The 25,586-nt window shown below is 69.3% G+C and carries 23 protein-coding genes; 16 read left to right on the top strand and 7 right to left on the bottom strand.

The window, feature by feature from the left end; translation table 11 throughout:
* Window positions 1-70 precede the first annotated feature (70 nt).
* Window positions 71-1,051: an ATP-binding cassette domain-containing protein gene (locus tag AB0B82_RS06385; RefSeq protein ID WP_360163293.1), complete on the top strand. Its 981-nt coding sequence runs from the start codon at window positions 71-73 to the stop codon at window positions 1,049-1,051.
* Complete coding sequence (locus tag AB0B82_RS06380) at window positions 1,048-1,863, top strand: ABC transporter permease (RefSeq protein WP_360163291.1); 816 nt, start codon at window positions 1,048-1,050, stop codon at window positions 1,861-1,863. Before AB0B82_RS06385 ends, AB0B82_RS06380 begins: the two co-directional genes overlap by 4 nt.
* A 284-nt stretch (window positions 1,864-2,147) precedes the next feature.
* Here the strand turns inward: AB0B82_RS06380 and AB0B82_RS06375 are convergent, their stop codons facing one another.
* On the bottom strand, window positions 2,148-3,500 hold the full coding sequence (locus tag AB0B82_RS06375) for a serine hydrolase domain-containing protein (RefSeq protein ID WP_360163289.1): 1,353 nt from the start codon (window positions 3,498-3,500) through the stop codon (window positions 2,148-2,150).
* Window positions 3,501-3,585: 85 nt separating this feature from the next.
* Here AB0B82_RS06375 and AB0B82_RS06370 point away from each other — a divergent pair, with 85 nt between their 5' ends.
* Window positions 3,586-6,831 (top strand): BTAD domain-containing putative transcriptional regulator, encoded by a 3,246-nt coding sequence (locus tag AB0B82_RS06370; RefSeq protein ID WP_360163287.1) that lies wholly within the window; start codon window positions 3,586-3,588, stop codon window positions 6,829-6,831.
* Between the two features lie 15 nt (window positions 6,832-6,846).
* On the opposite strand, the gene AB0B82_RS06365 is transcribed toward AB0B82_RS06370, so the two are convergent.
* The 5 genes from AB0B82_RS06365 to paaI form a co-directional block, all read right to left on the bottom strand.
* Window positions 6,847-7,473, bottom strand: a complete 627-nt coding sequence (locus AB0B82_RS06365; protein ID WP_360163285.1) for a TetR/AcrR family transcriptional regulator — start codon at window positions 7,471-7,473, stop codon at window positions 6,847-6,849.
* Between the two features lie 76 nt (window positions 7,474-7,549).
* Window positions 7,550-8,074, bottom strand: a complete 525-nt coding sequence (locus AB0B82_RS06360) for a DinB family protein (RefSeq protein ID WP_360163283.1) — start codon at window positions 8,072-8,074, stop codon at window positions 7,550-7,552.
* Window positions 8,075-8,294: 220 nt separating this feature from the next.
* Window positions 8,295-9,596, bottom strand: a complete 1,302-nt coding sequence (gene paaK / locus AB0B82_RS06355; RefSeq protein WP_360163281.1) for a phenylacetate--CoA ligase PaaK — start codon at window positions 9,594-9,596, stop codon at window positions 8,295-8,297.
* Window positions 9,597-9,605: 9 nt separating this feature from the next.
* Complete coding sequence (pcaF, locus tag AB0B82_RS06350; RefSeq protein WP_360163279.1) at window positions 9,606-10,808, bottom strand: 3-oxoadipyl-CoA thiolase; 1,203 nt, start codon at window positions 10,806-10,808, stop codon at window positions 9,606-9,608.
* Entirely contained in the window at window positions 10,805-11,266 is a 462-nt protein-coding gene (gene paaI / locus AB0B82_RS06345; protein WP_360163277.1) for a hydroxyphenylacetyl-CoA thioesterase PaaI, read from the bottom strand. The genes pcaF and paaI overlap by 4 nt, the downstream gene beginning before the upstream one ends.
* A gap of 95 nt (window positions 11,267-11,361) precedes the next feature.
* On the opposite strand from paaI, the gene paaN reads away from it, so the two are divergent.
* The 13 genes from paaN to AB0B82_RS06280 all read left to right on the top strand — a co-directional run bounded on the left by paaN (window position 11,362) and on the right by AB0B82_RS06280 (window position 24,700).
* Window positions 11,362-13,032 carry a phenylacetic acid degradation protein PaaN gene (gene paaN / locus AB0B82_RS06340; protein ID WP_360163275.1) on the top strand — a complete coding sequence of 557 codons (1,671 nt, stop codon included), beginning with the start codon at window positions 11,362-11,364 and terminating at the stop codon, window positions 13,030-13,032.
* Window positions 13,025-13,528 carry a serine hydrolase domain-containing protein gene (locus AB0B82_RS06335; protein ID WP_360163273.1) on the top strand — a complete coding sequence of 168 codons (504 nt, stop codon included), beginning with the start codon at window positions 13,025-13,027 and terminating at the stop codon, window positions 13,526-13,528. The genes paaN and AB0B82_RS06335 overlap by 8 nt, the downstream gene beginning before the upstream one ends.
* Complete coding sequence (locus tag AB0B82_RS06330; RefSeq protein ID WP_360163379.1) at window positions 13,488-14,435, top strand: serine hydrolase domain-containing protein; 948 nt, start codon at window positions 13,488-13,490, stop codon at window positions 14,433-14,435. Before AB0B82_RS06335 ends, AB0B82_RS06330 begins: the two co-directional genes overlap by 41 nt.
* Window positions 14,436-14,550: 115 nt before the next feature.
* Window positions 14,551-15,069, top strand: coding sequence for a flavin reductase family protein (locus tag AB0B82_RS06325; protein ID WP_360163271.1), 519 nt, complete (start codon window positions 14,551-14,553; stop codon window positions 15,067-15,069).
* A 65-nt stretch (window positions 15,070-15,134) separates the two neighbouring features.
* A complete protein-coding gene (locus AB0B82_RS06320) occupies window positions 15,135-15,698 on the top strand; it encodes a WHG domain-containing protein (RefSeq protein WP_360163269.1) in 564 nt (187 codons plus the stop codon).
* The gene (locus tag AB0B82_RS06315) at window positions 15,695-16,252 is read left to right on the top strand and encodes a hypothetical protein (RefSeq protein ID WP_360163267.1); all 558 of its coding nucleotides are present in this window, start codon (window positions 15,695-15,697) and stop codon (window positions 16,250-16,252) included. Before AB0B82_RS06320 ends, AB0B82_RS06315 begins: the two co-directional genes overlap by 4 nt.
* A gap of 15 nt (window positions 16,253-16,267) precedes the next feature.
* Entirely contained in the window at window positions 16,268-17,299 is a 1,032-nt protein-coding gene (locus AB0B82_RS06310) for a zinc-dependent alcohol dehydrogenase family protein (protein WP_360163265.1), read from the top strand.
* A gap of 203 nt (window positions 17,300-17,502) precedes the next feature.
* Window positions 17,503-18,780 (top strand): ABC transporter substrate-binding protein, encoded by a 1,278-nt coding sequence (locus AB0B82_RS06305; protein WP_360163263.1) that lies wholly within the window; start codon window positions 17,503-17,505, stop codon window positions 18,778-18,780.
* Window positions 18,781-18,823: 43 nt separating this feature from the next.
* Window positions 18,824-19,723, top strand: a complete 900-nt coding sequence (locus AB0B82_RS06300; RefSeq protein WP_360163261.1) for a sugar ABC transporter permease — start codon at window positions 18,824-18,826, stop codon at window positions 19,721-19,723.
* A gap of 67 nt (window positions 19,724-19,790) precedes the next feature.
* Window positions 19,791-20,693 (top strand): carbohydrate ABC transporter permease, encoded by a 903-nt coding sequence (locus AB0B82_RS06295; protein WP_360163259.1) that lies wholly within the window; start codon window positions 19,791-19,793, stop codon window positions 20,691-20,693.
* A 228-nt stretch (window positions 20,694-20,921) separates the two neighbouring features.
* Window positions 20,922-22,556: a hypothetical protein gene (locus AB0B82_RS06290; protein WP_360163257.1), complete on the top strand. Its 1,635-nt coding sequence runs from the start codon at window positions 20,922-20,924 to the stop codon at window positions 22,554-22,556.
* A gap of 53 nt (window positions 22,557-22,609) precedes the next feature.
* Entirely contained in the window at window positions 22,610-24,391 is a 1,782-nt protein-coding gene (locus AB0B82_RS06285) for an NHL domain-containing thioredoxin family protein (protein ID WP_360163255.1), read from the top strand.
* Window positions 24,392-24,451: 60 nt separating this feature from the next.
* The gene (locus AB0B82_RS06280; protein WP_360163253.1) at window positions 24,452-24,700 is read left to right on the top strand and encodes a DUF6458 family protein; all 249 of its coding nucleotides are present in this window, start codon (window positions 24,452-24,454) and stop codon (window positions 24,698-24,700) included.
* A 23-nt stretch (window positions 24,701-24,723) separates the two neighbouring features.
* On the opposite strand, the gene AB0B82_RS06275 is transcribed toward AB0B82_RS06280, so the two are convergent.
* Window positions 24,724-25,500, bottom strand: coding sequence for a DUF4097 family beta strand repeat-containing protein (locus tag AB0B82_RS06275; protein WP_360163251.1), 777 nt, complete (start codon window positions 25,498-25,500; stop codon window positions 24,724-24,726).
* Window positions 25,501-25,586: the final 86 nt, after the last annotated feature.

Below are 25,586 nucleotides of genomic sequence, written 5' to 3'. Positions count from 1 at the left end.
CAGTGCCAGGCCGCTGCCAGGCCACCGCGCGACGGTAGTCCCAGTGAAGTGAGTCCACTGGGAGGTACCGATGACCACAACGAGCCAGACCGCCATCGAGGCGGTCGGTCTGGTCAAGAAATATGGCAGTACGACCGCGCTTGCCGGCGTCGATCTGAGCGTGCCCACCGGCACGGTCCTCGGCGTCCTCGGCCCGAACGGCGCCGGCAAGACGACCGCGGTCCGCATTCTCGGCACGCTGCTGCGCCCGGACGGCGGGCACGCGACGGTCGGCGGGTACGACGTCGTCCGCGAGGCCGGCAAGGTCCGCGGCATCATCGGGCTGACCGGGCAGTACGCCTCGGTCGACGAGGACATGTCCGGCCGCCGGAACCTGATCATGATCGGCCGGCTGCTCGGGTACTCGCGGTCGCAGGCGCGGGTCAAGGCCGACGACCTGCTCGAGCGGTTCGAGCTGACCGACGCCGGCGACCGGATCGCGAAGACCTACTCCGGCGGGATGCGCCGCCGCCTCGACCTGGCCGCGAGCCTGGTCGGCGACCCGAGCATCCTGTACCTCGACGAGCCCACCACCGGTCTCGACCCGCACGCCCGCAACGGCGTCTGGGAGACCGTGCGCAACCTGGTGCTCGACGGCACCACGGTGCTGCTCACCACGCAGTACCTCGAGGAGGCCGACGCGCTGGCCGATTCGATCGTGGTGTTCGACAAGGGCACCGTGGTCGCGAACGGCCGGCCGGCCGAACTCAAGGCCCAGGCCGGCAAACAGTCCCTCGACGTCCGCCCGGCCGAGCCGGCGCACCTCGAACGCGTCGCCGCGATCGTCTCCGATTCGGTCGGTACGCGGCCGTCGGTCGACGTCGTCAACACCCTGGTCAGCGTCCCGGTGACGGACGGTACGTCGATGCCCGTCGTCGTACGGCGCCTGGACGAGGCCGGGATCGCGGTGACCGAGTTGTCGCTGCGGCTGCCCAGCCTGGACGAGGTGTTCCTCGCCCTGACCGGTCACACCACCGAAGAGCAGAAGATCCTGGAAGGAGTGGGCCGATGAGTGCGACCATCCTGGAACCCGCGGCCCACCTGGGGCGCCGGACGAATCCGTTCGCCTGGGTGCCGCAGAGCCTGACGCTGGCCTGGCGGAACATCGTCCGGATCCGGCAGAACCCGGAAGCGCTGGCGGACGTCACGTTCCAGCCGATCATCTTCCTGGTGCTGTTCCTGTTCGTGTTCGGCGGGGCGATCGCGCAGGGCGCCGGGTGGCGCGACTACCTGCCGTTCCTCTTGCCCGGGTTGCTGGTGCAGACCGTGGTGTTCTCCACGATGGGCACCGGTGTCGCGCTGAACGACGACTTTGCGAAGGGTGTGTTCGACCGGTTCCGGTCGCTGCCGATCGCGCGAGTGGCGCCGTTGATCGGCGCGGTGCTCGGCGACGCGGTGCGGTACATGCTGTCGATCGCGATCCTGATGGGAACCGGGTTCGTCCTCGGCTTCCGCTTCCAGAACGGGGTCGGCTACGGCCTGCTCGCACTCGTGGTCGTGCTCGCGTTCGCCCTGTCGATGTGCTGGATCTGGGTGTGGCTGGGGTTGTCGCTGAAGACCGCGCAGGGCGTGCAAGGGATCGCGTTCCTGGTGATGTTCCCGCTGACCTTCGGCAGCAACGTGTTCGTCCAGACCGACACCCTGCCCGGTTTCCTGCAGGCGTTCGTGAAGGTCAACCCGGTCAAGTACCTGGTCGACACCATGCGCGGCCTGATGCTCGGCGGCGACATCCAGAAACCCCTCCTCATCACCCTCGCCTGGATGGCCGGCCTCGTCCTGGTCTTCGCCCCGCTCGCCATCCGCGCCTACCGCCGCCGTACCTGAACCGCCCCGCCCCTGAACCGCCAGGTACGCAGAAGACCGGGGCATTCAGGGGCAGGCCGGGGCAGATCGGCATCGGTTGTCCACAACGGCGATCCGTCCGGGTGTGCTCGGTGCCAGCCAGTTCCCCGACAAGGTGGAGGATTCGGCTGGAGCCTTGATCCGCAAGCCCGCGGGGTGGTGAAAAAGCAGAAGCCCCACCAGAGGTGGGGCCTCGCGCCCAGCCACCGAAGCAACTGGGGGAATGCTCATAGGTTAGCCGACCGATCAGCTCCGGGCAACACCGCTCAAGCCTGGCCCAGCTCGGCGAAGGACAAGGGTTCGCGGGTGCAGAGGTAGGTTGCCCAGTGCAACTTTGTGGGGTGGCCGGCGGGGTCGCGGGTGATGCGGAGCAGTTCGCCGGTCTCGCGGCCGGCGACGGTGCGGTACACGTCTTCGGAGACGCGTTCGAAGACGGCGGGGGACTGGTGTTCGGGGGCGGCCGGGGACTTGGCCTCGAGGACGCCCTTGCGGATCGTGAACACGAACGGTGAGCCCTCGGAGAACCAGGTGCCGAGGACGCCGGCGAGTTCGGCAGGGATCTCGGTGCCGGGGACCCACGCTTCGGGCGGCAGCGGGTCGTCCTCGAGGACCTTGATGATCAGGTCGGTCGCCATCATGCCGGGCGGCGGCGACGACGTCGCGCCGAACAGCGCGATCCCCGCCGTACCGGACGAGCGGTCCACGAAGGTCGACGTGATGTGGCCGGGCATGCCGCCGTCGTGGCCGACGAAGACCCGGTCACCGCGGCGCAGCAGCATGAACCCGAGTCCGAACGCGAGCTGCCAGCGGTCCACGTCGGCCATGATCCGGACCTGGCACATCTCGTCCAGGGTGTCCTTCGACAGCACCTCGTCGACCGGGTTCGCGACGAACATGGCCCACTTCGCCAGGTCCTCCGCTGTCGACGCGAGCCCGCCGCAGGCGTCCATCGCGCCGATGTCGAGCAGCGGCTCCCGGACCGGTACGTCGGTCCACGGCGGCACGTAGTACCCGACCTGGGCCGGGCCGCCGTCCATGCCGACCGTGGTCCGCCGCATCTCCAGCGGGTCGAGGATGCGCGCCTTGATCGACTCGTACCAGCTCCGGCCGTCGATCCGCGCGATGATCTCGCCGAGCAGCGAGAATGCCAGGTTCGAGTAGTGGAAGCGGTGGTGCGGCTTGCCGATCCGCTCGGCCGCGTTCCAGCTGGTCAGCAGTTCCTCGCGGGACGGGAACTTCATCAGGTCCCACACGTCGCCGACCGGTTCGCGCTGCATGCCGCTGGCGTGGCTGAGCAGCTGCCGGACGGTGATGCCCCCGTGCTTGGAGTCGGGGAGCAGCGACTCGACGGTGTCGTCGAGGCTGAGCTTGCCCTCGTCGCGCAGCGCCATGGTCGCCACCGCGGTCAGGGTCTTGCTCTGCGACGCGATCAGGAACTGCGAGTCGGCGTTCGGCGGTACGCCGGGACGGTCCAGGTCGGCGGACCCGACCCCGGTCGACCAGGCCAGTTTCCCGGCCCGGGCGACGGCGCCCACGGCCCCGGGCACCCGGCCCTTGGACTGACGTTCGGCAACGATGCGAGAGAGCGCGACCTGTGTCGGCGCGGAAATTTCAGTCACGACCACCGACCTTAGATCGCCCGATGACAAAAGGCACGGGTGTTTGGGGCGGCGGATATGCGAGGCTGGTGGGGTGCGCATAGCGGTGCTTGGGCCTCTTGCGATGTGGGCGGCCGACGGGACTCCGCTCGACATCCGCGGCGTCCGCCTGCGCGGGCTGCTCGCGCGGCTGGCGTTGAGCGCGGGGCGGCCGGTCGGTGTCGAGACGCTGGTCGACGGATTGTGGGGCAGTGAGGCCCCGAGTGCGAACGCGTTGCAGTCGCTCGTCTCGCGGCTGCGTGCGAGCCTGCCGGCCACAGAGTCGAGCGTGTCGGTCCAGTCCGGTCCGGCCGGCTACACGCTGACCCTCGGCCCGGACTGTGTGGACGCGTTGCAGTTCGCGGAGTTGGTACGGCGGGGGCGCGGGCTGCTGACGTCCGACCCGGAACAGGCGCACGCGCTGCTGACCCAGGCCGACAAGTTGTGGCGTGGTGAGGCGCTGGCCGACCTGAAAGACCTGCCGTTCGCCGCGATCGAGGCTGACCGTCTGGCCGAGCTGCGGCTGGCCGCTCGTGAGGACCTGGCGGAGGCCGCGGTCAGCTGCGGCCGCGCCCGCGACCTGATCGGCGACCTCGAACACCTGGCCGCCAACCATCCGCTGCGCGAGCGCATCCACGAGCTGCTCATCCGCGCCCTGTACGCCGACGGTCGGCAGGCAGAGGCGCTGGCGGCGTACGAACGCATCCGCACCACGCTGGCCGACGAGCTCGGCGCGGACCCCGGCACACGGCTGCGCGACCTGCACGTCGCAGTACTGCGGGGCGACGCGCTGGACCCAGCTGCGAAGGCAGCGCCCATCGCACCGGCCCCTGCGGCGCCGCGCAGCAACCTGCGTGCTCCGTTGACGAGCTTTGTCGGCCGGCGTGAGGAAGTAGCCGAGCTGACTCGCCTGCTGAGCGACGGCACCCGGCTGGTGTCCATGGTCGGACCAGGCGGCGCCGGCAAGACCAGGCTGGCCACCGAGACCGGACGTACGCTCATCGGCGAGTCCGGCGATGGCATCTACTTCGTGGAGCTCGCGCCGCTCGGTGACGCGGCCGATGTGGCGCCGACCGTCCTGTCGACGCTCGGCGCCAGTGAGTACGTCGACATCGACCCGACCCGGATCGCGCCGAAGCACTTCCCGACCAGCCGCGCAGCGACGCAGCGACTGGTCGAGGTGATCGGCGACCGCCGTGTCCTGCTCGTCTTCGACAACTGCGAGCACCTGGTCCAGGAGGTCGCCGGACTCGTCGACTCGCTCCTCGCGTCGTGTCCGCGGTTGCGGGTGCTGACGACGAGCCGTGAGCCGCTCAGCATCCCCGGCGAGCACCTGCACCCGGTCGGTCCGCTCGGTCTGCCGCCGGAGGATTCGGCCGTCGACGAGTACCCCGCTGTGCAGCTCTTCGTCGACCGCGCCCGCGCCGTACGTCCGGACTTCCAGCTGACCGACGCGAATCGGGACGCGGTCGCCGAGATCTGCCGGCGGCTGGACGGGATGCCGTTGGCGATCGAGCTCGCCGCGGCCCGGCTGCGCGCGCTGACTCCGCCGCAGATCGTGGACCGGCTCGCGGACCGGTTCCGGCTGCTGACCAGCGGCTCCCGGACCGCCCTGCCGCGGCACCAGACGCTGCGGGCCGTGGTGGAGTGGAGCTGGGACCTGCTCGACCCGGACGAGCAAGCAGTTGCGCGCCGCCTCTCGCTGTTCTCAGGTGGCGCGTCGCTCGAGGCCGCGGAGCAGATCTGCAGCGACGAGCACCTGCCCGCGGAGTCCGTGCTCGGCGTCCTCGCCTCGCTCGTCGACAAGTCGCTGGTCGAGGCCGCGTCGGGCGAGCGCTCCGTCCGCTACCGAATGCTCGAGACGGTCCGTGCGTACGCCGGGGAGCAGCTGAAGGCCTCGGGTGAGTACGAGCGCTTCCGCCACGCGCACACGGTGTACTTCAGCCGCCTGCTGCGCAACGCGCGGCCGAAGATGCGGACCGGTGAGCAGGTCGAGTGGATCGCTCGCCTGACCGCCGACAACGAGAACCTGATCGACGCGCTGCGGACGGCCATCGACAGTGGTTCGGCGCGGGTCGCCGTTCAGATGGTGGCTGTGCTGGGGCAGTACTGGACGATGGGCGGTCGTCCCGCCGAGGCGGTGAGCTGGATGCAGGCCGCCGTCGCCGTGCCGGGGCGGAGTGTGCCGCTGGACAAGGCCGAGGCGCTGTACCTGCTCGCGGTCGGGCGGCTGTCCACGGAATCCGATCCGGTCGCGTCGTTCCAGCAGATGCTGCGCGGGCTCGCGACCGTTCGGTGGATGGCGCGGCGGCACCGGATGCTGGTCGAGTCCGGGGTCAGCCTGTTTACGAACGCCGTGTGGGCGGCGATCCGGCGGGACAAGGCGGGCAGCTTCGCCGAGCTCGAGGCGGCCGCCCGGCATCCGGATCCGTGGATCCGGAACATGGGCGTGATGATGGGCGCGATGTTCCGCGAGAACGAGGGCGAGATCGAGGGGCTGGTGGTCGACCTGGCCGTCGCGCTCGACGGTTTCCGCACGCTCGGCGACCGGTTCGGGATGTCGATGGCGCTGCGCGGGCTGGCCGGCTACTACGCGACCAGCGGCGAGCACGAGCGGGCGCTGGAGTCGATGACCGAGGCGCTCCGGCTGATCGAGGAGCTCGGGACGTCGGACGGCGTCGCGCAACTGCTCGGCGGTTGCGCGGCCAGCCGGCTCGAGCTCGGCGACTACGACGGCGCGCGGACGGACCTGGAGCGGGCGCTGCGGCTCGCCGAGGAGACGGGCTCCCGCGGCGGGCAGGCAATGGTGTACGGAGGTCTCGCGCGGCTCGCGCACCGCACCGGCCGGTTCGAGGAGGCGAAGGAGCTCGCGGAGCGCGGCTACTCGATGCTCGACCCGGTGGCCGAGCGGATGGCACCGCACGGCCAGGCCGGCATGCTTTCGCAGCTCGGCCGGATCTATGCGTCGCTCGGCGATCTCGAGAACGCCGAGCGGGCTGCGCGCGAATCCGTCCAGCTCGGACTCGGTACGGAGGACATGCCGCTCAGCGCGTCGGTCGTGGAGGCCTCGGTGGACGCGTTGGTGCTGGCTGCCGGTGGCGACCGGGCCGAGCTGACCACGGCCGCCCGGACGCTCGGTCTCGCGGCCGCGATCAAGGGCACCCGCGCCATCCCGGACGGCGACGTGCGGCGGACCGTCGACGGACTCCGGCAGGCGCTGGGCGACGACGGGTACGAAACGGCGTACGCCGGCGGCGCCGCGCTCACCCGCGCCGACGCCGTCGCCGAACTCCGCAAGCGCTACCCGGACTAGCGTCTTGACCTGACCTCAGGTGGTGAGCATCTCGACGGCCAGGTCGCGCAGCGAGTTCTGGATGTGCTGCTCCGGCGGTCTGGGGTCGGTCAGCATCCAGTCGTGCACGACGGTGTTGACGGCGCCGAAGAACGCCAGCGCGACGAACCGGAAGTCCTTGCGCTTGATCTCGCCGCGCTCGACCGCGGTGTCGCCGACGTCCCGGACGTTGCGGATCAGCAGGTTCCGGAACGCGATCCGCTGCTCCTCGACCGCCGGGCTCGCGCCGACCACCTCGACGAACGAGATCCGCGCCCGCCGCAGGTCGGACATGATCGTCCGTAGGTACGAGTCGACGGCCGCGGCGATCCGCTCCCGGACCGGACGGTCCGCGGTCCGGCGCAACGCGTCGCCGGTACTGCGGACCGCCAGCTCGATCACCTGCGCGTGCACCGCGAGCAGCACGGCTTCCTTGTTCTGGAACTCGTGGTAGAAGTGCCGGGTGGACACTTTCGCCTGTGTACACAGGCGTTCCACGGATGTCGCCGGGTAGCCGTCGGTCCCGAAGAGCTCGAGTGCGGCGGCCAGCAGCCGTTCCCGGCGCGCGGCCTTCCATTCCTCGACTGACCGTCCGGAATAACGGCGTACGGAGGGTTCCCTCATCACACCTCTTGTCGCTACCCCGTGTCAGATCCCGGACATCCTATCCACCCCTCGGCGCGGGTGTAACCGGGTCGGGTCACTCCAGTTTCGTGTACCCCTTCGAACCGTCGATCAACTCCCGGATGATGTCGAGATGACCCACGTGCCGGGCGGTCTCCTCGATCAGGTGGCACAGCACGTACCGCAGTGAGGCGGCCTCGCGCGGGGCGTACGGGCCCTGCTCGAGGGCGTCCAGCGAGAGGCCGTCGATCGCGGCGTTGGAGCGCGCGCACTCGGCGTCGTACTCGTCGAGCAGCTGGGCGAGCGGTACGTCGTCGACGAGCATCTCGGCGTCGGGATGACCGCCTTCGGTCCACGGCGTCTGCCCGGTGTCGGGGACGCCGAGCAGGTTGAGCTGGAACCACGAGTACTCGTTCCAGCGGAGATGGGCGACCAGCCCCGCCGGCGTCATCAGCGGCGAGGTCGGTACGACGCTGCGGTGCGCGTCGTCCTCGCCGAGTCCGGCGCATTTCATCCGGACGAACGAACGTTGCAGGTCGAGCCACCCGATCAGCTGTGTGCGTTCGTCAGCTGTCAGCGGCGGCCGTTGTACTTCGGACATGCGACTACTCCTCGGTGGTACGAAGCCACCCGGTCAGCCGCAGGCACGGCGAACGGGCAGCACGACAGACGAACTCGACATCGCGCTCACCTCCTCTCGCCGGCCGGGAGCCGAGACCCCGGCACCCGACACGCTAGCCGAACCGGCCCCACCCCGGCACCCGAATAACGGTCTGTGTCACGGCCGACAGGTTGTCCGGGGTCAGTGGTGAAACAAGCCGTCAGCGGCGGCGGTCGTCGCGGATGCGCTTGGCTTTGCCCAGGGAGCGTTCCAGGCCGTGCGGGGCCACTACCTCGACGGTGGCGGTGATGCCTACGCGGTCCTTGATGCGGCGGGCGAGGGTTGCGGCAGCGGTACTGCGGTCCACGAGGTCCGGAGCCGCTTCCACCTGAACGGTGAGTTCGTCGAGCCGGCCGGGGCGGGTGAGGACGCAGAGGTAGTGCGGGGTCAGCCCGTCGACCAGCAGGATCTGTTCCTCGATCTGCGTGGGGAACACGTTGACGCCGCGGACGATCATCATGTCGTCGGTGCGGCCGGTGATCTTCTCCATCCGGCGCATCCCCGGGCGCGCGGTACCGGGCAGCAGGCGGGTCAGGTCGCGCGTGCGGTACCGCAGTACCGGGAACGCTTCCTTGGTCAGCGTGGTGAAGACCAGTTCGCCCTCGGATCCGTCCGGCAGCACCTCGCCGGTGACGGGGTCGATGATCTCCGGGTAGAAGTGGTCCTCCCAGATGTGCAGACCGTCCTTCGTCTCCACGCACTCCTGCGCGACTCCTGGCCCCATCACCTCGGACAGTCCGTAGATGTCGACCGCGTGGATCCCGGTCCGCTCCTCGACCTCCTGCCGCATCTGCTCGGTCCACGGCTCGGCGCCGAAGATCCCGATCCGCAGCGAGGTGTCGCGCGGATCGAGGCCGCGCGCGGCCAACTCGTCGACGATCGACAGGAAGTACGACGGCGTGACCATGATGATCCGCGCGCCGAAGTCCCGGATCAGGTCCACCTGCCGCTCGGTCATCCCGCCGGACACCGGTACGACGGTGCACCCGAGCCGCTCGGCGCCGTAGTGCGCACCGAGCCCGCCGGTGAACAGCCCGTACCCGTAGGCGACATGACAGACATCGCCCGCGCGACCGCCCGCGGCCCGGATCGAGCGCGCCATCAGGTCGGCCCAGTTGTCCAGGTCGTTGCGCGTGTAGCCGACCACCGTCGGGCGTCCCGTCGTACCGGACGAGGCGTGTACCCGCACCACCTCGGACCGCGGTACGGCGAACATGCCGAACGGGTAGTTGTCGCGCAGGTCCGCCTTCGTCGTGAACGGCAACCGGCTCAGATCGGACAGCTCCCGCAGGTCCCCGGGCGTGAACCCGACCGCGTCCAGCGCCTTCCGGTAGTGCGGGACGTTCTCGTAGCCGCGCCGTACGGTTGCCTGAAGCAACGACAACTGGCGGGTGCGGAGTTCGTCGACCGACAGCCGCTCACCGGCGTCACGCAACTCGATCGGGCAGGCATCACCGAGCATGAGGGCTCCTCAGGGACGGGCGAGCAGGGTCGCAATGCCCTGGCCGACGCCGATGCACATGGTGGCGAGCGCGTACCGCGCGTCGCGGTGGCGAAGCTCCAGGGCCGCGGTGAGGGCGAGGCGGGCGCCGGACATCCCGAGCGGGTGGCCGAGGGCGATCGCGCCGCCGTTCGGGTTGACGTGGTCGGCGTCGTCGGGCAGTCCGAGCTCCCGCAGGACGGCCAGCGACTGCGACGCGAACGCCTCGTTCAGTTCGATCACGTCGATGTCGGTCAATGCGACTCCGGTGCGCTCGAGCAATTTCCGGGTCGCGGGCGCCGGCCCGATGCCCATGATCCGGGGCGGTACGCCGGCCGCCGCCGTACCGACCACCCGCGCCAGCGGCGTCACGCCGTACCGCTCGACGGCCTCGCCGCTCATCACGAGCACGGCCGCCGCGCCGTCGTTGACGCCCGAGGCGTTCCCGGCCGTGACCGTCCCAGGCGTCCGGAACGGCGTCTTGAGTGCGGCCAGCGCATCGAGGGACGTCTCACGCGGGTGCTCGTCGGTGTCGACGACGGTCACCGCGCCGCGCTTGCCCGGCACCTCGATCGCGACGATTTCCTCGGCGAGCCGGCCGTTGGCCTGCGCCTTCGCGGCCCGCTGCTGCGAGCGCAACGCGAACAGGTCCTGGTCCGCGCGGGAGACTGCGAATTCCGCGGCCACGTTCTCGGCCGTCTCGGGCATCGAGTCGATCCCGTACTGCGCCTTGAGCGCCGGGTTGACGAACCGCCAGCCGATCGTGGTGTCGAAGACCTCCGCCTGGCGGGAGAACGCGGTCGTGGCCTTCGGCATCACGAACGGCGCCCGCGACATCGACTCGACGCCGCCGGCCACCACAATGTCGTTGTCTCCGGCAATGATCGAGCGGGCCGCCGAGGCGATCGCGTCGAGTCCGGACCCGCACAGCCGGTTGATCGTCGTGCCCGGGACCGAGTCCGGCAGGCCGGCCAGCAGCACGGCCATTCGGGCGACGTTCCGGTTGTCCTCACCGGCCTGGTTGGCGCAGCCGAGGATCACGTCGTCGATCCGGGCCGGATCCACGGGCGTTCGCTGCAGCAGCGCCGCGATCGTGTGCGCCGCCAGGTCGTCGGGGCGGGCCGCCGACAGCGCACCGCCGTACCGACCGATCGGGGTGCGCAGGCCATCGACCAGAAACGCCTCGCGACTCATGTTTCCTCCGTCGGGATGATGGTTCCGGACAGTTCCCGGCTGCGGCCGCGGAACTCGGCGATCACCTCGTCGCCGCGGGTGACCGTGATGTCGTAGATCGCGTTCCGGCCGAAGGTGGTCCGTTCCCGGGCGTCGGCGAGCAGCAGGTCACCGCGGCGCGCGGGGGCCACGAACACAATGTCGCAGGCCTGCGCGACCGTGACCCGGTTGCGCGAGTTGCAGGCGAACGCGAACGCGGAGTCGGCCAGTGTGAACACGAATCCACCATGCGCGATGCCGTGCCCGTTGACCATGTCGTCGCGTACTGTCATCTCCACGCGCGCGGTGCCCTCGCCGACCGACAGGAGCCGCATCCCCAGGCCGGCGCTGGCGGTGTCGTCGGCCCACATCGCCGCCGCCACCCGCGCCGCCAGGTCGTCGCCGCCGGATTCCCTGCCGGATTCCCTGCCGGCTTCCATGCTGCGTCCCATCGTTGTGCCTGATCGCAGAGGCCGCCGAAACAGCCTTGTGACAGCCTAGTCCGAATCGCGTCCACGACTGTAACATCGCTGCCATGACCGCAGAGCTGCTCTCCACCCACCGTGACCGTCTCAACGGGGCGCTGAAGGCCATCCACGAGCGCGGGTACTACTCCGCGTTCCCGGAGTCGCCCAGTCCGCGGGTGTACGGCGAGACCGCGGCGGCCGATGGCAAGGCCGCTTTCGAGGCCCGCCTGGGGGCGACGTATCCGCTCGAGATCCCCGGGGCGCGCGGCACGGTCGTCACCGAGCAGTCGCCGTACGGGATCAGCCTGGACGTCGCGTACCCGCGGATGGTCGAGGACGGGCTGGACGAGCTGCTGGCCGCCGCGCAGCAGGGGCTCGCGGACTGGCGCCGCGCCGGGATCGACGGTCGCGTCGGTGTCACGCTGGAGATCCTCGACCGGCTGCACAAGCGCGTCTTCGAGCTGGCCAACGCGGTCCAGCACACCAGCGGTCAGGCGTTCGTCATGGCGTTCCAGGCCGGCGGCGCGCACGCGCTCGACCGGGCGCTGGAGGCGGTCGCGTACGCGTACGAGGAGATGAGCCGCTACCCGGCGACCGCGACCTGGGAGAAGCCGGCCAAGGGCGACCCGATCCGGATGGAGAAGACGTTCACCGTCACCGGCCGCGGGGTCGCGCTGGTGATCGGCTGCAACACGTTCCCGACCTGGAACTCCTGGCCCGGTCTGTTCGCGTCGCTGGTCACCGGCAACGCGGTCGTGGTGAAGCCGCACCCGCTGGCCGTCCTGCCGCTCGCGATCACCGTCGAGGTCTGCCGCGAGGTGCTCGCCGAGGCCGGCTTCGACCCGAACCTGGTCACGCTGGCGGCCGAGCGCGCCGGCGACGGCCTCGCCAAGCCGCTGGCGACCCGGCCCGAGGTCAAGCTGATCGACTTCACCGGCGGCAGCGAGTTCGGCGAGTGGCTGGAGCAGAACGCCACCCAGGCGACGGTGTTCACCGAGAAGGCCGGCGTCAACGCGGTCGTCATCGATTCCACCGACTCCTTCAAGGCGATGTGCGCCAACCTCGCCTTCACGCTGTCGCTGTACTCCGGCCAGATGTGCACCACCACCCAGAACCTGTTCGTCCCGGCCGGCGGGATCGAGACCGACGAGGGGCACAAGTCCTTCGAGGAGGTCGGTGCGGGGATCGCCGGCGCGATCGACAAGTTGCTCGGCGACGACGCCCGCGCGGTCGAGATCCTCGGCGGGATCGTGAACCAGGCCGTGATCAGCCGCCTCGAACTCGCCGACGAGTACGGCGAGGTCGTGCTGCCGTCCCGCGCGATCACGCACCCGGCGTACCCGGACGCGGTCGTCCGGACGCCGCTGCTGGTCGCGATCGACGCCGACGACGCGGACACCTACGGCCGGGAGTGCTTCGGGCCGGTGTCGTTCCTGGTCCGGACCGCGGACACCGCGCAGTCGATCGACGTGTTCCGGTCGACCGTGACCGAGGACGGTGCGATGACCGCGGGGATCTACTCGACCGACGCCAAGATCATCGAGCAGGCCCGCGACGCGGCCCTCGACGCCGGGGTCGCACTGTCGGAGAACCTGACCGGCCAGGTGTATGTGAATCAATCGGCTGCTTTCAGCGATTTCCACGGCACCGGGGCGAATCCGGCGGCCAACGCGACATACACCGACGGCGCTTACGTTGCGAGTCGCTTCCGCGTCATTCAGTCTAGGCGTCATGTCTGAGGCCTTGAATTCCCCGCCCGATTCAGCCGTCGACCCGGAAACACTGCGTGAAACGCTCGGCTATTTCGACAGCTGGCTGGCGTTCAACCAGCACTACCAGCGGGTCCCCGGGATCCAGGCCGCGGTGTACGCCGACGGCGGCGTCGCGTTCTCCGCGGCGTACGGGCGCGCCGACATCGAGAACGACGTCCCGCTGACCGAGCAGCACCTGTTCCGGATCGCGTCGCACTCGAAGACGTTCACCGCGACTGCCGTCCTGCAGCTGGTCGAGCAGGGCCGGTTGCGGCTCGACGACAAGGTTTCCCAGCACGTCACCGAGATCGTCGGTACGCCGGCCGGCGAACGCACCGTCCGGGAACTGCTGGCGCACGCCGGCGGACTGACCCGCGACAGCTCGGAGGCGAACTGGTGGCAGCTGTCCACCGCCCTTCCCGGACCGTGCGCAGTTGCTCGAGGTGCTGCGGGACGAGTCCACGGCGGTGATCGCGGAGAATGAGCGGTTCAAGTACTCGAACATCGGCTACGGACTCCTCGGCCTGGTGATCGAGGCCGCCGGCGGTACGCCGTACAACGCCTACGTGCAGACCGCGATCGTGGACAAGCTCGGGCTGTCCGGCCTCGGGCCTGAGCTGGACCCGGCGCGGCTGACCGAGTACGCCGCCGGGTACAGCGCGCTGACGTACGCCGATACGCGCGTACCGATCGAGCATGTCGACACCCGCGCGCTGGCCTCGGCGACCGGGTTCTTCGGCACCGCCCGCGACCTGGTGACCTACTTCTCCGCGCACCTGCCCGGCGACGACCGGCTGCTGACCGACAAGTCCAAGCGCGAGATGCAGCACCCGCTGTGGACGACCGGCTCGGACGAGAAGGCGCGGTACGGACTCGGTCTGTCGGTGACCAAGCTCGGTGAGCGGGACCTGTTCGGGCACGGCGGCGGCTACCCGGGCCACATCACCCGGACCCTCGTCGACCCGAAGGCGCGGGTCGTCGTCTCGGTGCTGACGAACGCGATCGACGGCCCGGCGGGCCAGCTCGCCGAGGGCTTCTTCCGGCTGCTCGACCTGGCCGGATCGAAGGACCGCCGGGACAACACGGATTTGAAGCGCTTCACGGGCCGCTTCGCCAACCTGTGGGGCGTTGTCGACTTCGCGCTGCTCGGCGGCCGGCTCTACGCGACCGACCCGTCCGGGGCGAACCCGGCCGAGGAACCGCAAACGTTGGAGGTCGACGGCGACACGCTCCGCGTCACCGCCGGCAACGGCTACGGCGCGTACGGCGAGGCGTATCGCTTCACGTTCGATGCGAACGGTGCCGTTGAAGCGGTTCAAGGCTCCAGCGGCCTCACCCTCCATCCTTTCCACACCTTCGACCTGGGCAACCGAGTTACCGTGACCAGGTGACTGTGCACATGCCACGCCTCCGGCGCGGCGGGTCATGGGGCTGTGCCTCCCGGTCTTCCCTCGTCGCTCCGGTCGCTACGCTCCCTAGGCTCCTCAGTCCAGACCGGGAGGCCCCATGACGATTCACAGCGATCACCCGTTCATGCCGCCCGAGTCGGAGCGGAGTCCGGTGCGGCGGTTGCGGGGGCGGTTGCCGTCGCCGGTCGGGCTGTGGACGACGGCGTACGAGGGCGAGCGGGCCGGGCTCACGGTGTCGTCGATGCTGGTCGCGGACGGCGAACCGGGCTACGTGATCGGACTGATCGACCCGGACTCCGACCTGTGGGAAATGTTGCGTGCGGCAAGGACCGCGGTGGTCTCGCTGCTCGGCGAACCGCACCGCAAGCTCGCCGACGCCTTCGGGTACGTCGCTCCCGCGCCGGGCGGACCGTTCCGGATGATCGACTGGACCGACACCGAGTGGGGTCCCGCGCCGGTCGGCGTCAGCACCTGGGCCGGCTGCACGCTCGTGGACCAGGACCCGCCCGAGGTCGGCTGGGCGCTCCAGGTCCAGCTCGAGATCGCCCACGTCGAGTTCGGCGCGGACGACGTACCGCCGCTGGTCCACCGCCGCGGCCGCTACTTCACGATCTGACCGCTCGGCCCGTCGCGCCGGGCGGCTGCTTGACGCGCTAAGCTAATGGCATTAGCCTTAGGGCTATGGTAGTAAAACGAACGTTGACGCCCGCCGCCGTGGTCGACGTCGCGTTCGGTCTCGTCGACGAGCACGGGCCCGACGGCCTCACGCTCGCCGCCGTTGCGCAAGCCTGCGGGGTCGCCACACCGTCGCTGTACAAACACGTGGCGAGCCTCGGCGAGCTGAAGACGCTCGTCGGTGTGCGGGTGCTGGAGGACATGACCGAGCAGTTCACCGCCGCGGTCCTCGGCCGCGCCGGTGACGACGCGGTCACCGCGTTGATGCACGCCTACCGGGCGTACGTCGCCGCGCATCCGAAGCGGTACGCCGCGATGCCGATGGACCCGATGCACGACCCCGTCCAGAAAGCTGCGGGCACGAAGCTGATCGGCGTCCTGGGGGCGACGCTGCGCGGCTACGGACTCCAGGGGTCGGCCGCCATTCAGGCGATCCGGCGCCTGCGGGTGATCGTGCACGGCTTCGCGTCCATCGAGTCGGCCGGCGGCTTCGGCCTGCCCGAGGACCTCGACGAGACCTACGACCAACTCATCCAGCTGTATCTCGCCAGTCTGAGGAACGAATCATGAGGATCCCGCTGACCGTCGCAGGCGTGCTGTTCCTGCTCTATCCCGTCCTTCGCCCGTGGGAGGACGAAACCACGACCGCCGGCGCTGCCGCCGCGATGGGCTCGACCGCGTGGATCGTCGCGCACCTGTGCGCGATGATCGGGTTCGTCATCGTGCCGATCGTGTTGCTGTCATGGCATCGCACCGCGGCCGTGGTCTTCTGGATCGGCGCCGGCCTGACGCTGCCGTACTACGGTGCCGAGGTCTTCGGCCTGCACGCGATCGCGAACCAGTCGAACGTCGTCGACCTGGCCGAGAAGGTGCGCTTCAACCCGTACGCGATGACGATGTTCGGCCTCGGGCTGCTGGCGATGGCGGTCGCTGCGATCATGGTCGCGGTCCGCAGGAAGACCGTGCCGGCGATCCTGTTCGCGGTCGGGTTCGGGCTGTTCCTGCCGCAGTTCTTCGGTCCGCCGGCGCTGCGGATCGGGCACGGCGTACTGCTCGCGGCCGCGTGCGTCTGGCTGGCCTGGGACGCAAAACGGCCCGCGTCGGTGGAGCCCGTTCCGGCCTGATCTACTGTGAGTTCCATGCGAGCCACAGTGATCCACGGAGCGTTCGACGTACGGCTGGAAGAGCGGCCGGATCCGCGGATCGACGGGCCCGGTGACGCGGTGGTCAAGGTGGTCGCCTCGTGCGTCTGCGGATCGGACCTGTGGCCGTACCGCGGGGAGAACGAGGTCAAGCAGCCACGGCCGATCGGCCACGAGTTCGTCGGCATCGTCGAGGAGGTCGGGTCCGAGGTCCGGACGGTCAAGCCCGGCGACTTCGTGGTGGCGCCGTTCGTGGTCAGCGACGGCACCTGCCCGCACTGCCGGGCCGGGTTCCACACCGCCTGCCAGAACATGGTCGGCTACGGCAGCGACAAGGCCGACGGCGGCCAGGGCGAGTACGTCAAACTCCCGTACGCCGACGGCACGCTGGTCGCGACGCCGGAGGTGCCCGACGACTCGATGGTGCCGTCGCTGCTGACACTGTCCGACGTGATGGGTACCGGGTGGCACGCGGCGCGCTCGGCCCGGGTGAAGGCCGGGGACACGGTCGTGGTGGTCGGCGACGGTGCGGTCGGGCTGTGTGGCGTCCTCGCGGCGTCGCGGATGGGCGCGGAGCGGGTCGTCGCGCTGTCGCGGCACGAACCGCGGCAGAAGCTCGCGAAGGAATTCGGTGCCACGGACATCATTTCCGAGCGCGGCGACGAGGCCCGCGACGCCGTCCTCGAACTGACCCGCGGTGTCGGCGCGGACGCCGTACTCGAATGCGTCGGCACCGATCAGTCGATGACAACCGCGTTCGACGTCGCGCGCCCAGGTGCCACGGTCGGCTTCGTCGGCGTACCGCACGGCGTCGAGCTGCCGATCTCGACGATGTTCCGCCGCAACATCGGCCTGAGCGGCGGGGCGGCGCCGTGCCGTGCGTACCTGCCGGATCTGATGGCTCAGGTGCTCGCCGGTGAGATCGATCCTGGCAAGGTCTTCGACACCGAACTGCCGCTCGCCGACGTCGCCGAAGGGTACGCCGCGATGCACGAACGGCGCGCGATCAAGGTCCTGCTGCGCCCCTGAGCGTTTGCGCAATTCCACTGCGCGGAACGCTGCTCCTGAGGGCCGATGTGCGCGCTCTCACGCCGTCAAGGGGTACGGGGTCACGGCTGCGCAACGCGCCTGCGCGGAACGTTGACACCCGTCTGCCCGCGTGACCAGAGTGGGGCCGTCAAGGGGGCATCGTTGTCACAGGCGGCTCCATCGGACTGATCGGAGAGTGAATCATGCGTGGTGGGTTGAGCAAGACCCTGGCGCTGGTGGGTGCGGCGGGTCTTCTCGCGGTGAGCGCCTGCGGGAACAGCGACGACAGTGGTGGCGGCGACTCTGCCGCGAGCAAGGACGTCACCGTCTTCACCTGGTGGGCCGACGGTGGCGAGAAGGCCGGTCTGGACGGTCTGGTTTCGGTGTTCAACACCGAGTGCACGGACTTCAAGTTCGTGAACTCCGCGGTCGCCGGTGGTGCGGGCTCGAACGCCAAGCAGGTGCTGGCGAACGACCTGCAGGCGGGTAAGCCGCCGTCCACCTTCCAGGCGCACGCGGGTGCCGAGTTGCGGGACTACATCAACGCCGGTCAGGTCGACGACGTCAGCGCGCTGTACAAGGAGTTCGGCCTCGACAAGGCCTTCCCGCAGAACCTGATCGACAACCTGACCGTCGACGGCAAGATCTACTCGATCCCGGCGAACATCCACCGGGCGAACGTCGTCTGGGCGAACCCGGTGGTGCTGAAGAAGGCGAACATCGACGCCACTCAGGCCCCGGCGAACGTCGACGCCTGGATCGCGGACCTGGGCAAGCTGAAGGCCGCGGGCGTGACCGCGCCGCTGGCGATCTCCAAGGGCTTCGCGCAGCAGATGCTGGTCGAGGCGGTACTGCTCGCCGAGCTCGGTCCGGACAAGTTCACCGGGCTGTGGGACGGCAAGACCGACTGGGCCGGTGGCGATGTGACCGCGGCGCTGAACAAGTACAAGACGCTGCTGACATACACCAACCCCGACCGTGAGTCCATCGACTGGCCGGACGCGCTCGGCTACGTGAACTCCGGGAAGGCCGGCTACACGCTGATGGGCGACTGGGTGGCCGCACAGCAGCTCGCCGACAAGGTGCCGGACACGGCATACACGTACTGGCCGTCGCCGGGAACCGCCGGCAACTTCCAGTTCCTTGCCGACTCGTTCACGCTGCCGACCAACGGGCAGAACCCGGACGGCGCGAAGTGCTGGCTGAAGGTGACCGGCTCGGCCGAGGGGCAGAAGGCGTTCAACACCAAGAAGGGCTCGATCCCGGCCCGCTCGGACGCGGACCCGGCCGACTACCCGAAGTACCAGCAGGCCGCGATGGCGGACTGGAAGAAGGACAAGATCGTCCCGTCCTGTGCCCATGGTGCCGCGTGCACACTCGGCCAGAACAACGACATTCTGTCCGCGATCAGCCAGTTCAGCGGTAGCCCGGACGTCGCCAAGCTGCAGACGGCGCTCGGCAACGCGATGAAGACGAGCTGATGCGCGTCGAGTTGGGGACCGCTCCCCGGTCGGGGGGCTGATCGTGCACGGACGAATCCGCACCTGGGGTCCCGGAGCCCTGGTGCTGTTGCCCACCGTCCTGCTGCTCGGGTACTTCGTCTACGGGTTGATCGCCTGGTCCTTCAACACCTCGCTGACCGACCGGCACACGGCACGCAAGGGCCCGGCCGAGTACGTCGGGTTCGAGAACTACGTGAACCTGTTCGGTGAAGAGCGGTTCATCAACTCGATGAAGAACCTCGGCGTGCTCACGGTGGCGTTCATCGTGGGCACGCTGATCTTCGGTCTGCTCTGGGCGCTGCTGCTGGAGAAGGGCGTCCCGGGCGAATCGGTGTTCCGCTCGATCTACCTGTTCCCGATGGCGATCTCGATGATCGCCTCGGGTGTGGTCTGGGGCTGGTTGCTGAACCCGTCCCAGGGTGAGGACGCCCGCGGTCTGAACCGGTTGTTCGAGATTCTCCATCTGAGTTTCCTGGAGAACCCCTGGTGGACGGCGGGCAGCCGGTGGACCACGATGGCCTCCATCGCGCTGCCCGCGGTCTGGCAGATGTCGGGCTACATCATGGCGCTGTTCCTGGCCGGCTTCCGCGGGATCCCGGCGGAGTTGCGCGAGGCGGCCCGGGTGGACGGCGCGTCGGAGTTCAAGCTGTACCGGCACGTGCTGTTCCCGCAGTTGTCGCCGATCGCGCTGTCGGCGCTGATCATCCTCGGCCACATCTCGCTGAAGCTGTTCGACCTGATCTACGCGATCACCGGGCCGAACCAGTTCCGTACCGAGGTGCCCGCGGTCTACATGTGGAACACCTTGTTGCGCAGTGACCAGGCCAAGGCCGCCGCGATCGCGATCGTGATGCTCGCGGTGGTCGCGATCCTCGTCATCCCGTACCTCGCTGTCACCGTCCGGCAGGAGGACGAACGATGAGTGAGCGAACAGTCAACTACAGCGTGCGACGTGTCCCATCCGCGCCCGGAGCGAAGCGAGGACGTGGATGAGCACCGATACTGCGACGGCGACAGGTCGAGCGGCGGCAGCGGTCAGCCGGAAGCAGCCGCGGAGCAGGATCAGCGAAGGCACGACGCGGCGCAGTCGCACGATCCGGTACGTCCTGCTGCTGCTCTTTCTGCTGTTCGTCCTGATCCCGGTGTACGTCGTACTGATCACCAGCTTCAAGACCTCCAGCGACACCACGGCCGCCGCGCAGTGGAACCTGCCGAAGGAATGGACGCTGGAGCCGTGGCGCAAGGCGTGGGACGTGCTGCAGCCGTACATGGTCCGGTCGCTGTCGCTGGCGATCCCGGCCGCGATCATCTCGTCGGTCATCGGGTCGCTGAACGGGTTCGTACTGGCCCGCTGGCGGTTCCCGGGCGCGAACATCGTGTTCGCGTTCATCCTGTTCGGGATGTTCATCCCGTACCAGGCGGTGATGCTGCCGCTGCGGACCACCTTCACCGAGCTGGACGTGACCCGCGGGGTACCGACGCTGATCATCGCGCACGTGATCTACGGCATCCCGATCTGCACGCTGATCTTCCGGAACTACTACGCCACCGTCGTACCGAACGAGATCATCGAGTCGGCCCGGGTGGACGGCGCCGGGCTGGTCCAGACCTACGCCCGGATCATCCTGCCGATCTCGATCTCCGGGTTCGTGGTGACGCTGATCTGGCAGTTCACCTCGGTCTGGAACGACTTCCTGTTCGCGCTGTTCCTGACCCAGCAGAGCAACGGGCCGGTCACGCTCGGTCTGGCGGCGCTGGCCGGCGGTCAAAAGGTCGACTACGCCGCGAGTATGGCGGGCGCGCTGATCACGTCGTTCCCGACGCTGATCGTCTACATCCTGCTCGGCCGCTGGTTCATCGGCGGCCTGATGGCCGGCGCCCTCAAGGGCTGACCGCACGCCACCTCCCGGGGCCGCCGGCCCCGGGAGCCGACTTTGTGCACCAGATCCGTACTTTTCCGGCGTTCCGGTACGGATCCGGTGCACAAAGTCGGCGTACTGGCCGGTGGGCGGGGTCGCGAGCGGGTGGTCCGCGGGGCGGGCGGGGTTGTCCGCGGAGTTGTCCACAGGGCGCGCGGAGGGGACTGCGGGGGAGTGCGACCGGACGGTAATCTCACGGAGGTGACCAAGTCTCCAAGCAACCGGGACGGACGACGCAGCCATCTGCGACTCGTCGGCTCCGAGCCGGGCGAACCGCAGGTGCCGGCGGCTGGTGTCGACGTCGACACCACGCCCAGCGTCGCCGTGCTGGAGACGCTGCTGGAAACGCTTGCCCTCGATCTGGCCGCGGCGCCGGCAGCGCTGCATCCGGTGATCGCCGAGGCGTCGGTGGCCCGTTCCGCGGCGATGCTGGCCGACCAGCTGTGGCCGGCCGGGCGCCCGGACGAGATCGGCGAGGTGGAGCGGTTCTTCTGGGCCGACGCCGCCCGGGTCCTCGGTGAGCGCCGGGATCTGGAGTCGTTCGTGCTGCTGACCAGCCTCGCGCGGACGGTCGGTCCCGCCGGGCGGCTACCGCTGCAGCGGGCGCACGTCTCCCGGCTGCGGACCCAGCACGAGATCCCCGAGTGGGTGACCCGGATCGCCGGCTTCCGGCTGACCAGCGCGATCGTCTCCGAGGACATCACCGGCGACGGGTTGAGCGTCGTGCTCGACTACGACGACGAGCAGCATCCGCACACCGTCGTGGTGTTCATCGACAACAACATCGGCGCGATCGTCAAGGACGTCTTCGTCGGCCCGCCGATCGACCGCGTCCTCGATGCGTACGAGCGCGGCGGCCGGGTGACCGTGCGGACCGTCCGCCCGCCGATCGCGGCCGGGATCATCCTGCAGGCGCTCGGTGAGACCCGCGACTACGACGATCCGCCGGTCAGCGAGGACTTCGAGTTCTTCACCGGCCTGCTGGTGAATCGACTGACCCAGCTGCCCGAGCGCCCGGTCCGCCCGCCGATCCGGCCGTTGCCGACCCCGCGGCAGCGCGATCAGCTGGTCGAGCAGTTCCTCGCCTCGCCGTACGGCGCGGCGCTGCCCGGCGACGCCGCGGACATCGCCCGGTTGTGGATCGACCACGCCGTCGACCACACGGTAGGCGGTCCACTGCGGGTCAGCGCCGTACTCGTCGAGCTCTTCCTCGCGCACTGGCTGCCGCGCAAGGTGCTTGCCGACAGCACCTACTTCGACGCGGTGCCGGTGGTGGTCAAGGCCTGGCTCACGTACGCCGGTGACCGGACCAACCTGCCGCTCGACGTCGTCGACGAGGCTGTCGATGCGGTCGACGTCTGGCAACCGGCCCTGGAAGCGGCCGCGATGATGGATCCGGTCGGTTCGAAGCCGGGCGAGCGGGTCTTCCTCGATGACGCGACCAACGATCTCGAGGACGCGTACCGTGCGCTGGCCGGCCTCGGTTCGCCACCGCAGCCCGATCTGCGCGGTCTCGACAACCACCAGGCCGCCACCTTGTCGGTGCTCGCACCGCACGCCTGGCTGATGGCCGGCGAAACCCTCGGTACGGCGTACGCGCCGGACGCGTTCGACATCGCCGAACGCCTGGTCCGTGACGCCCCCGACCTCCTCGCCAAGGCCCGCCTCTCCACCTGGCCGCGCGCCATCGTCTGGCTGATCGCCCACCGCCACCGCCTGGTCGGCCCCGGCGAAACCCTCACCCCCTACACCCTCGCCGCCGACCTGAGCTCGTCCCCGGCCACCCTCCGCAAAACCGCCAAACTTCTCACCGACACGCTGATCCTCCCGCGCTGACCACCCACTGACCCAGGGGCCGGGTGGGTTGAGCGGCGGCGGACAATGGGGGCATGCATGTGCGTGCGCCGGAGTTGCGTGGTCGTGGGTGGTTGAACACAGGTGGGCGGGAGCTGTCGCTCGCCGACTTCCGCGGACGCTTTTTGTTGCTCGATTTTTGGGCGTTCTGCTGCGTGAACTGTCTGCATGTGCTGGACGAGCTGCGTCCGTTGGAGGAGAAGTACGGCGACGCGTTGGTGATTGTGGGGGTGCATTCGCCGAAGTTCGCGCACGAGGGGGAGGAGGCGGCGGTGCGGGCCGCCGTCGAGCGGTACGAGGTGGGGCATCCGGTGCTGGACGATCCGGAGCTGATCACCTGGCAGAACTACACCGCCCGCGCCTGGCCGACGCTGGTGCTGGTGGATCCGAACGGGTACATCGTCGCGCAGTACTCCGGTGAAGGACACGCTCACGCCCTCGACGCCCTGCTCGCCGAGTTGGTCGTCGAGCACGAGCAGGCCGGTACGCTCACCCGCGGCAAATCGCCGTACGTCGCGCCGACGCCCGAGCCGACGGACCTGCGGTTCCCCGCGAAGGTGGTTGCGGCGGACAACGGATTCCTGGTGGCCGACGCCGGCAACCACAGCATTGTCGAGCTCGCGGACGATGCGACCACCGTCGTACGGCGGATCGGCACCGGCCGGCGTGGATTCGTGGACGGTCCCGCCGACCAGGCCGCGTTCTCCGAGCCGAACGGGCTGGTCGTCCTGCCGCCGGACGTAGCCGGCAACCTCGGGTACGACGTCGTCGTGGCGGACACCGTCAACCACGCGCTGCGCGGCATCACGCTGGCCGACGGCACAGTCCGGACCCTCGTCGGCACCGGCAAGCAGTGGATGGACGGCGACGGCACCGACGTACTGAGCTCGCCGTGGGACGTCGCGTGGTGGCAGGACAAGGTCTGGATCGCGATGGCCGGTGTCCACCAGCTGTGGACGTTCGACCCGTTCACTTCAGTCACCGAGATCGCGGCCGGTACGACGAACGAAGGCCTGAAGGACGGCCCGCTCAAGGAGGCCTGGTTCGCGCAGACCAGCGGTCTCGCCGCCGACGGCGACCGGTTGTGGCTGGCCGACTCGGAGATCTCCGCGCTGCGCTGGATCGACACCGAGGCCCACACCGCCGTCGGCACCGGACTGTTCGACTTCGGGCTGCGTGACGGCAAGGCGAGCGAGGCGCTGCTGCAGCATCCGCTCGGCGTGACCGTCCTGCCGGACGGGTCGGTGGCGATCGCGGACACCTACAACGGCGCCGTACGGCGGTACGACCCGCGTACCGACACGGTCGAGACGATGGCCACCGGGTTGGCCGAGCCGAGCGGCGCGGTTGTCGTCGGCAACGATTTGCTGGTGGTCGAATCGACGGCGCACCGACTGACCCGAGTACCGCTCGGTGCGTCGGCGACCGCCGACGAGTTCAGCACCCGCGCGCAGCGCCCGCCGATGGACCTGGCGGCCGGCGAGGTCACTCTCGAGGTCGTGTTCAACCCGCCGCCCGGGCAGAAGCTCGACGACCGCTACGGGCCTTCGACGCGGCTGCTGGTCTCGTCCACTCCGGACAACTTGCTCCGCGAAGGCGCCGGCGACAGCACGGACCTGGTCCGCCGCCTGGTCATCGACCCGCACGCCGGCTCCGGCGTCCTGCATGTCGCCGTTCAGGCGGCGTCGTGTGACAACTCCGACGAGGTCGAGTTCCCCGCCTGCCATATGCACCGCCAGGACTGGGGCGTGCCGATCGAGATCACCGCCGACGGCCCCACCCGCGTCGAATTGGTTTTGTCCGGCTCGAGTACGTGAGGTCCGGTTTGCCAGCGGGTACCGTCGAAGGTGTCGGGCTACTCGCTGGGAGGCTCACAGATGAGCATCGGTGTGGGGATCTTCTTGATGGTCGTCGGCGCCGTGCTGGCGTTCGCCGTCCGGGACAGCTGGGACGCGGTGAACCTGCAGGTCGTCGGCTTCATCCTGCTGCTCGCCGGCCTGGCCGGAATCATGCTTTCCTTCTACATCACCAACCGCCGGCGCCGGGTCGAGACGAACGCCATCGACCCCGCGGTGGAAGAGGAGTACCGGGTCGTCGAGGAGCACCACCGCGACGTGCGGGAGTAGCCCTTCGAGACCGGTTCGGTCGATCAGGAATTGGCCGCGCGCAGCTCGATGTCGCCCGAGGTCGTGGTGGCGTTGACGCTGTGCGCGCCATTTGCGGTGTTCCCGAGGTTGTTCTCGACCTCACCGTGCTTGGACTCGGTGCGGACCTGGTAGTCGCTCGCCGGTGCGGTGATCTCGATGTCGCCGCTGGTGCCCTTGACGGTCACGTCGTTCGCTTCGGCGAGCTCGACCTCGATGTCGCCCGAGGTGGTCTCGACATTCACCGGGCCGCCCTTCAGCCCCGTGGCCTCGATGTCGCCGGAGTTGGCCTTCAGCTCGAGCTTGCCGAACAGGCTCTGCACCGTGATGTCGCCGGACGTCACGTCGAGCTTCACGTCGCCGTCGATCTCGCGCAGCTCGACCTCACCGGAGCGGGACTTCGCGTCCACTCCGGCCACGCCGACCAGCTCGAGGTCGCCGCTGCCGTTCTCACCGGTCACCTTGGTACCGCGCGGGACGGTGACCTCGAAGTCGGCGGTGCACTGCCAGCCGCAGTCGCCGTCCAGCTTGAGTACGCCGTCCTGCACCGAGTACGCGTCGCCGCGCTTGAAGAACCAGAACTTCCGCTTCTCCTGCACCGTGGTCCGGTCGTCGTCGGAGACCTTGACGGTGATGTCGGAACTGCCGGCGGCCAGCTCGACCGTGGTGATCTTCTCGTCGACCGTGTGCCGGTCGTCGGAGTCGCGGTCCCCGAACTGCCAGAACGCCAGCCCGGCCGCTGCCACCAGCAGGACCACTCCCAGCTGCTTGTTCTCCGCCATCGTCCGCCTCTTCTCAGCTCCCCATCGTGACGCAACGACAGTAGGCCGCGGCGGTGGCCGGCTGGATCAGGCAGATCCCCCGACCC

This window comes from Kribbella sp. NPDC048915 (assembly GCF_040649595.1).
Classification (GTDB): domain Bacteria; phylum Actinomycetota; class Actinomycetes; order Propionibacteriales; family Kribbellaceae; genus Kribbella.
This window is presented reverse-complemented; position numbering and strand designations above follow the sequence as displayed.

What these genes read in the sequence shown, in the direction of transcription:
- AB0B82_RS06385 (WP_360163293.1), top strand. Translation starts at nt 71, where the DNA reads ATGACCACAACGAGCCAGACCGCCATCGAGGCGGTCGGTCTGGTCAAG.
- AB0B82_RS06275 (WP_360163251.1), bottom strand. Translation starts at nt 25,500, where the DNA reads ATGGCGGAGAACAAGCAGCTGGGAGTGGTCCTGCTGGTGGCAGCGGCC.
- AB0B82_RS06315 (WP_360163267.1), top strand. Translation starts at nt 15,695, where the DNA reads ATGAGGATCCCGCTGACCGTCGCAGGCGTGCTGTTCCTGCTCTATCCC.
- AB0B82_RS06365 (WP_360163285.1), bottom strand. Translation starts at nt 7,473, where the DNA reads ATGAGGGAACCCTCCGTACGCCGTTATTCCGGACGGTCAGTCGAGGAA.
- AB0B82_RS06320 (WP_360163269.1), top strand. Translation starts at nt 15,135, where the DNA reads ATGGTAGTAAAACGAACGTTGACGCCCGCCGCCGTGGTCGACGTCGCG.
- AB0B82_RS06295 (WP_360163259.1), top strand. Translation starts at nt 19,791, where the DNA reads ATGAGCACCGATACTGCGACGGCGACAGGTCGAGCGGCGGCAGCGGTC.
- AB0B82_RS06335 (WP_360163273.1), top strand. Translation starts at nt 13,025, where the DNA reads ATGTCTGAGGCCTTGAATTCCCCGCCCGATTCAGCCGTCGACCCGGAA.
- paaK (WP_360163281.1), bottom strand. Translation starts at nt 9,596, where the DNA reads ATGCTCGGTGATGCCTGCCCGATCGAGTTGCGTGACGCCGGTGAGCGG.
- AB0B82_RS06280 (WP_360163253.1), top strand. Translation starts at nt 24,452, where the DNA reads ATGAGCATCGGTGTGGGGATCTTCTTGATGGTCGTCGGCGCCGTGCTG.
- AB0B82_RS06285 (WP_360163255.1), top strand. Translation starts at nt 22,610, where the DNA reads ATGCATGTGCGTGCGCCGGAGTTGCGTGGTCGTGGGTGGTTGAACACA.
- AB0B82_RS06325 (WP_360163271.1), top strand. Translation starts at nt 14,551, where the DNA reads ATGACGATTCACAGCGATCACCCGTTCATGCCGCCCGAGTCGGAGCGG.
- AB0B82_RS06305 (WP_360163263.1), top strand. Translation starts at nt 17,503, where the DNA reads ATGCGTGGTGGGTTGAGCAAGACCCTGGCGCTGGTGGGTGCGGCGGGT.
- AB0B82_RS06380 (WP_360163291.1), top strand. Translation starts at nt 1,048, where the DNA reads ATGAGTGCGACCATCCTGGAACCCGCGGCCCACCTGGGGCGCCGGACG.
- pcaF (WP_360163279.1), bottom strand. Translation starts at nt 10,808, where the DNA reads ATGAGTCGCGAGGCGTTTCTGGTCGATGGCCTGCGCACCCCGATCGGT.
- paaI (WP_360163277.1), bottom strand. Translation starts at nt 11,266, where the DNA reads ATGGAAGCCGGCAGGGAATCCGGCAGGGAATCCGGCGGCGACGACCTG.
- AB0B82_RS06310 (WP_360163265.1), top strand. Translation starts at nt 16,268, where the DNA reads ATGCGAGCCACAGTGATCCACGGAGCGTTCGACGTACGGCTGGAAGAG.
- paaN (WP_360163275.1), top strand. Translation starts at nt 11,362, where the DNA reads ATGACCGCAGAGCTGCTCTCCACCCACCGTGACCGTCTCAACGGGGCG.
- AB0B82_RS06360 (WP_360163283.1), bottom strand. Translation starts at nt 8,074, where the DNA reads ATGTCCGAAGTACAACGGCCGCCGCTGACAGCTGACGAACGCACACAG.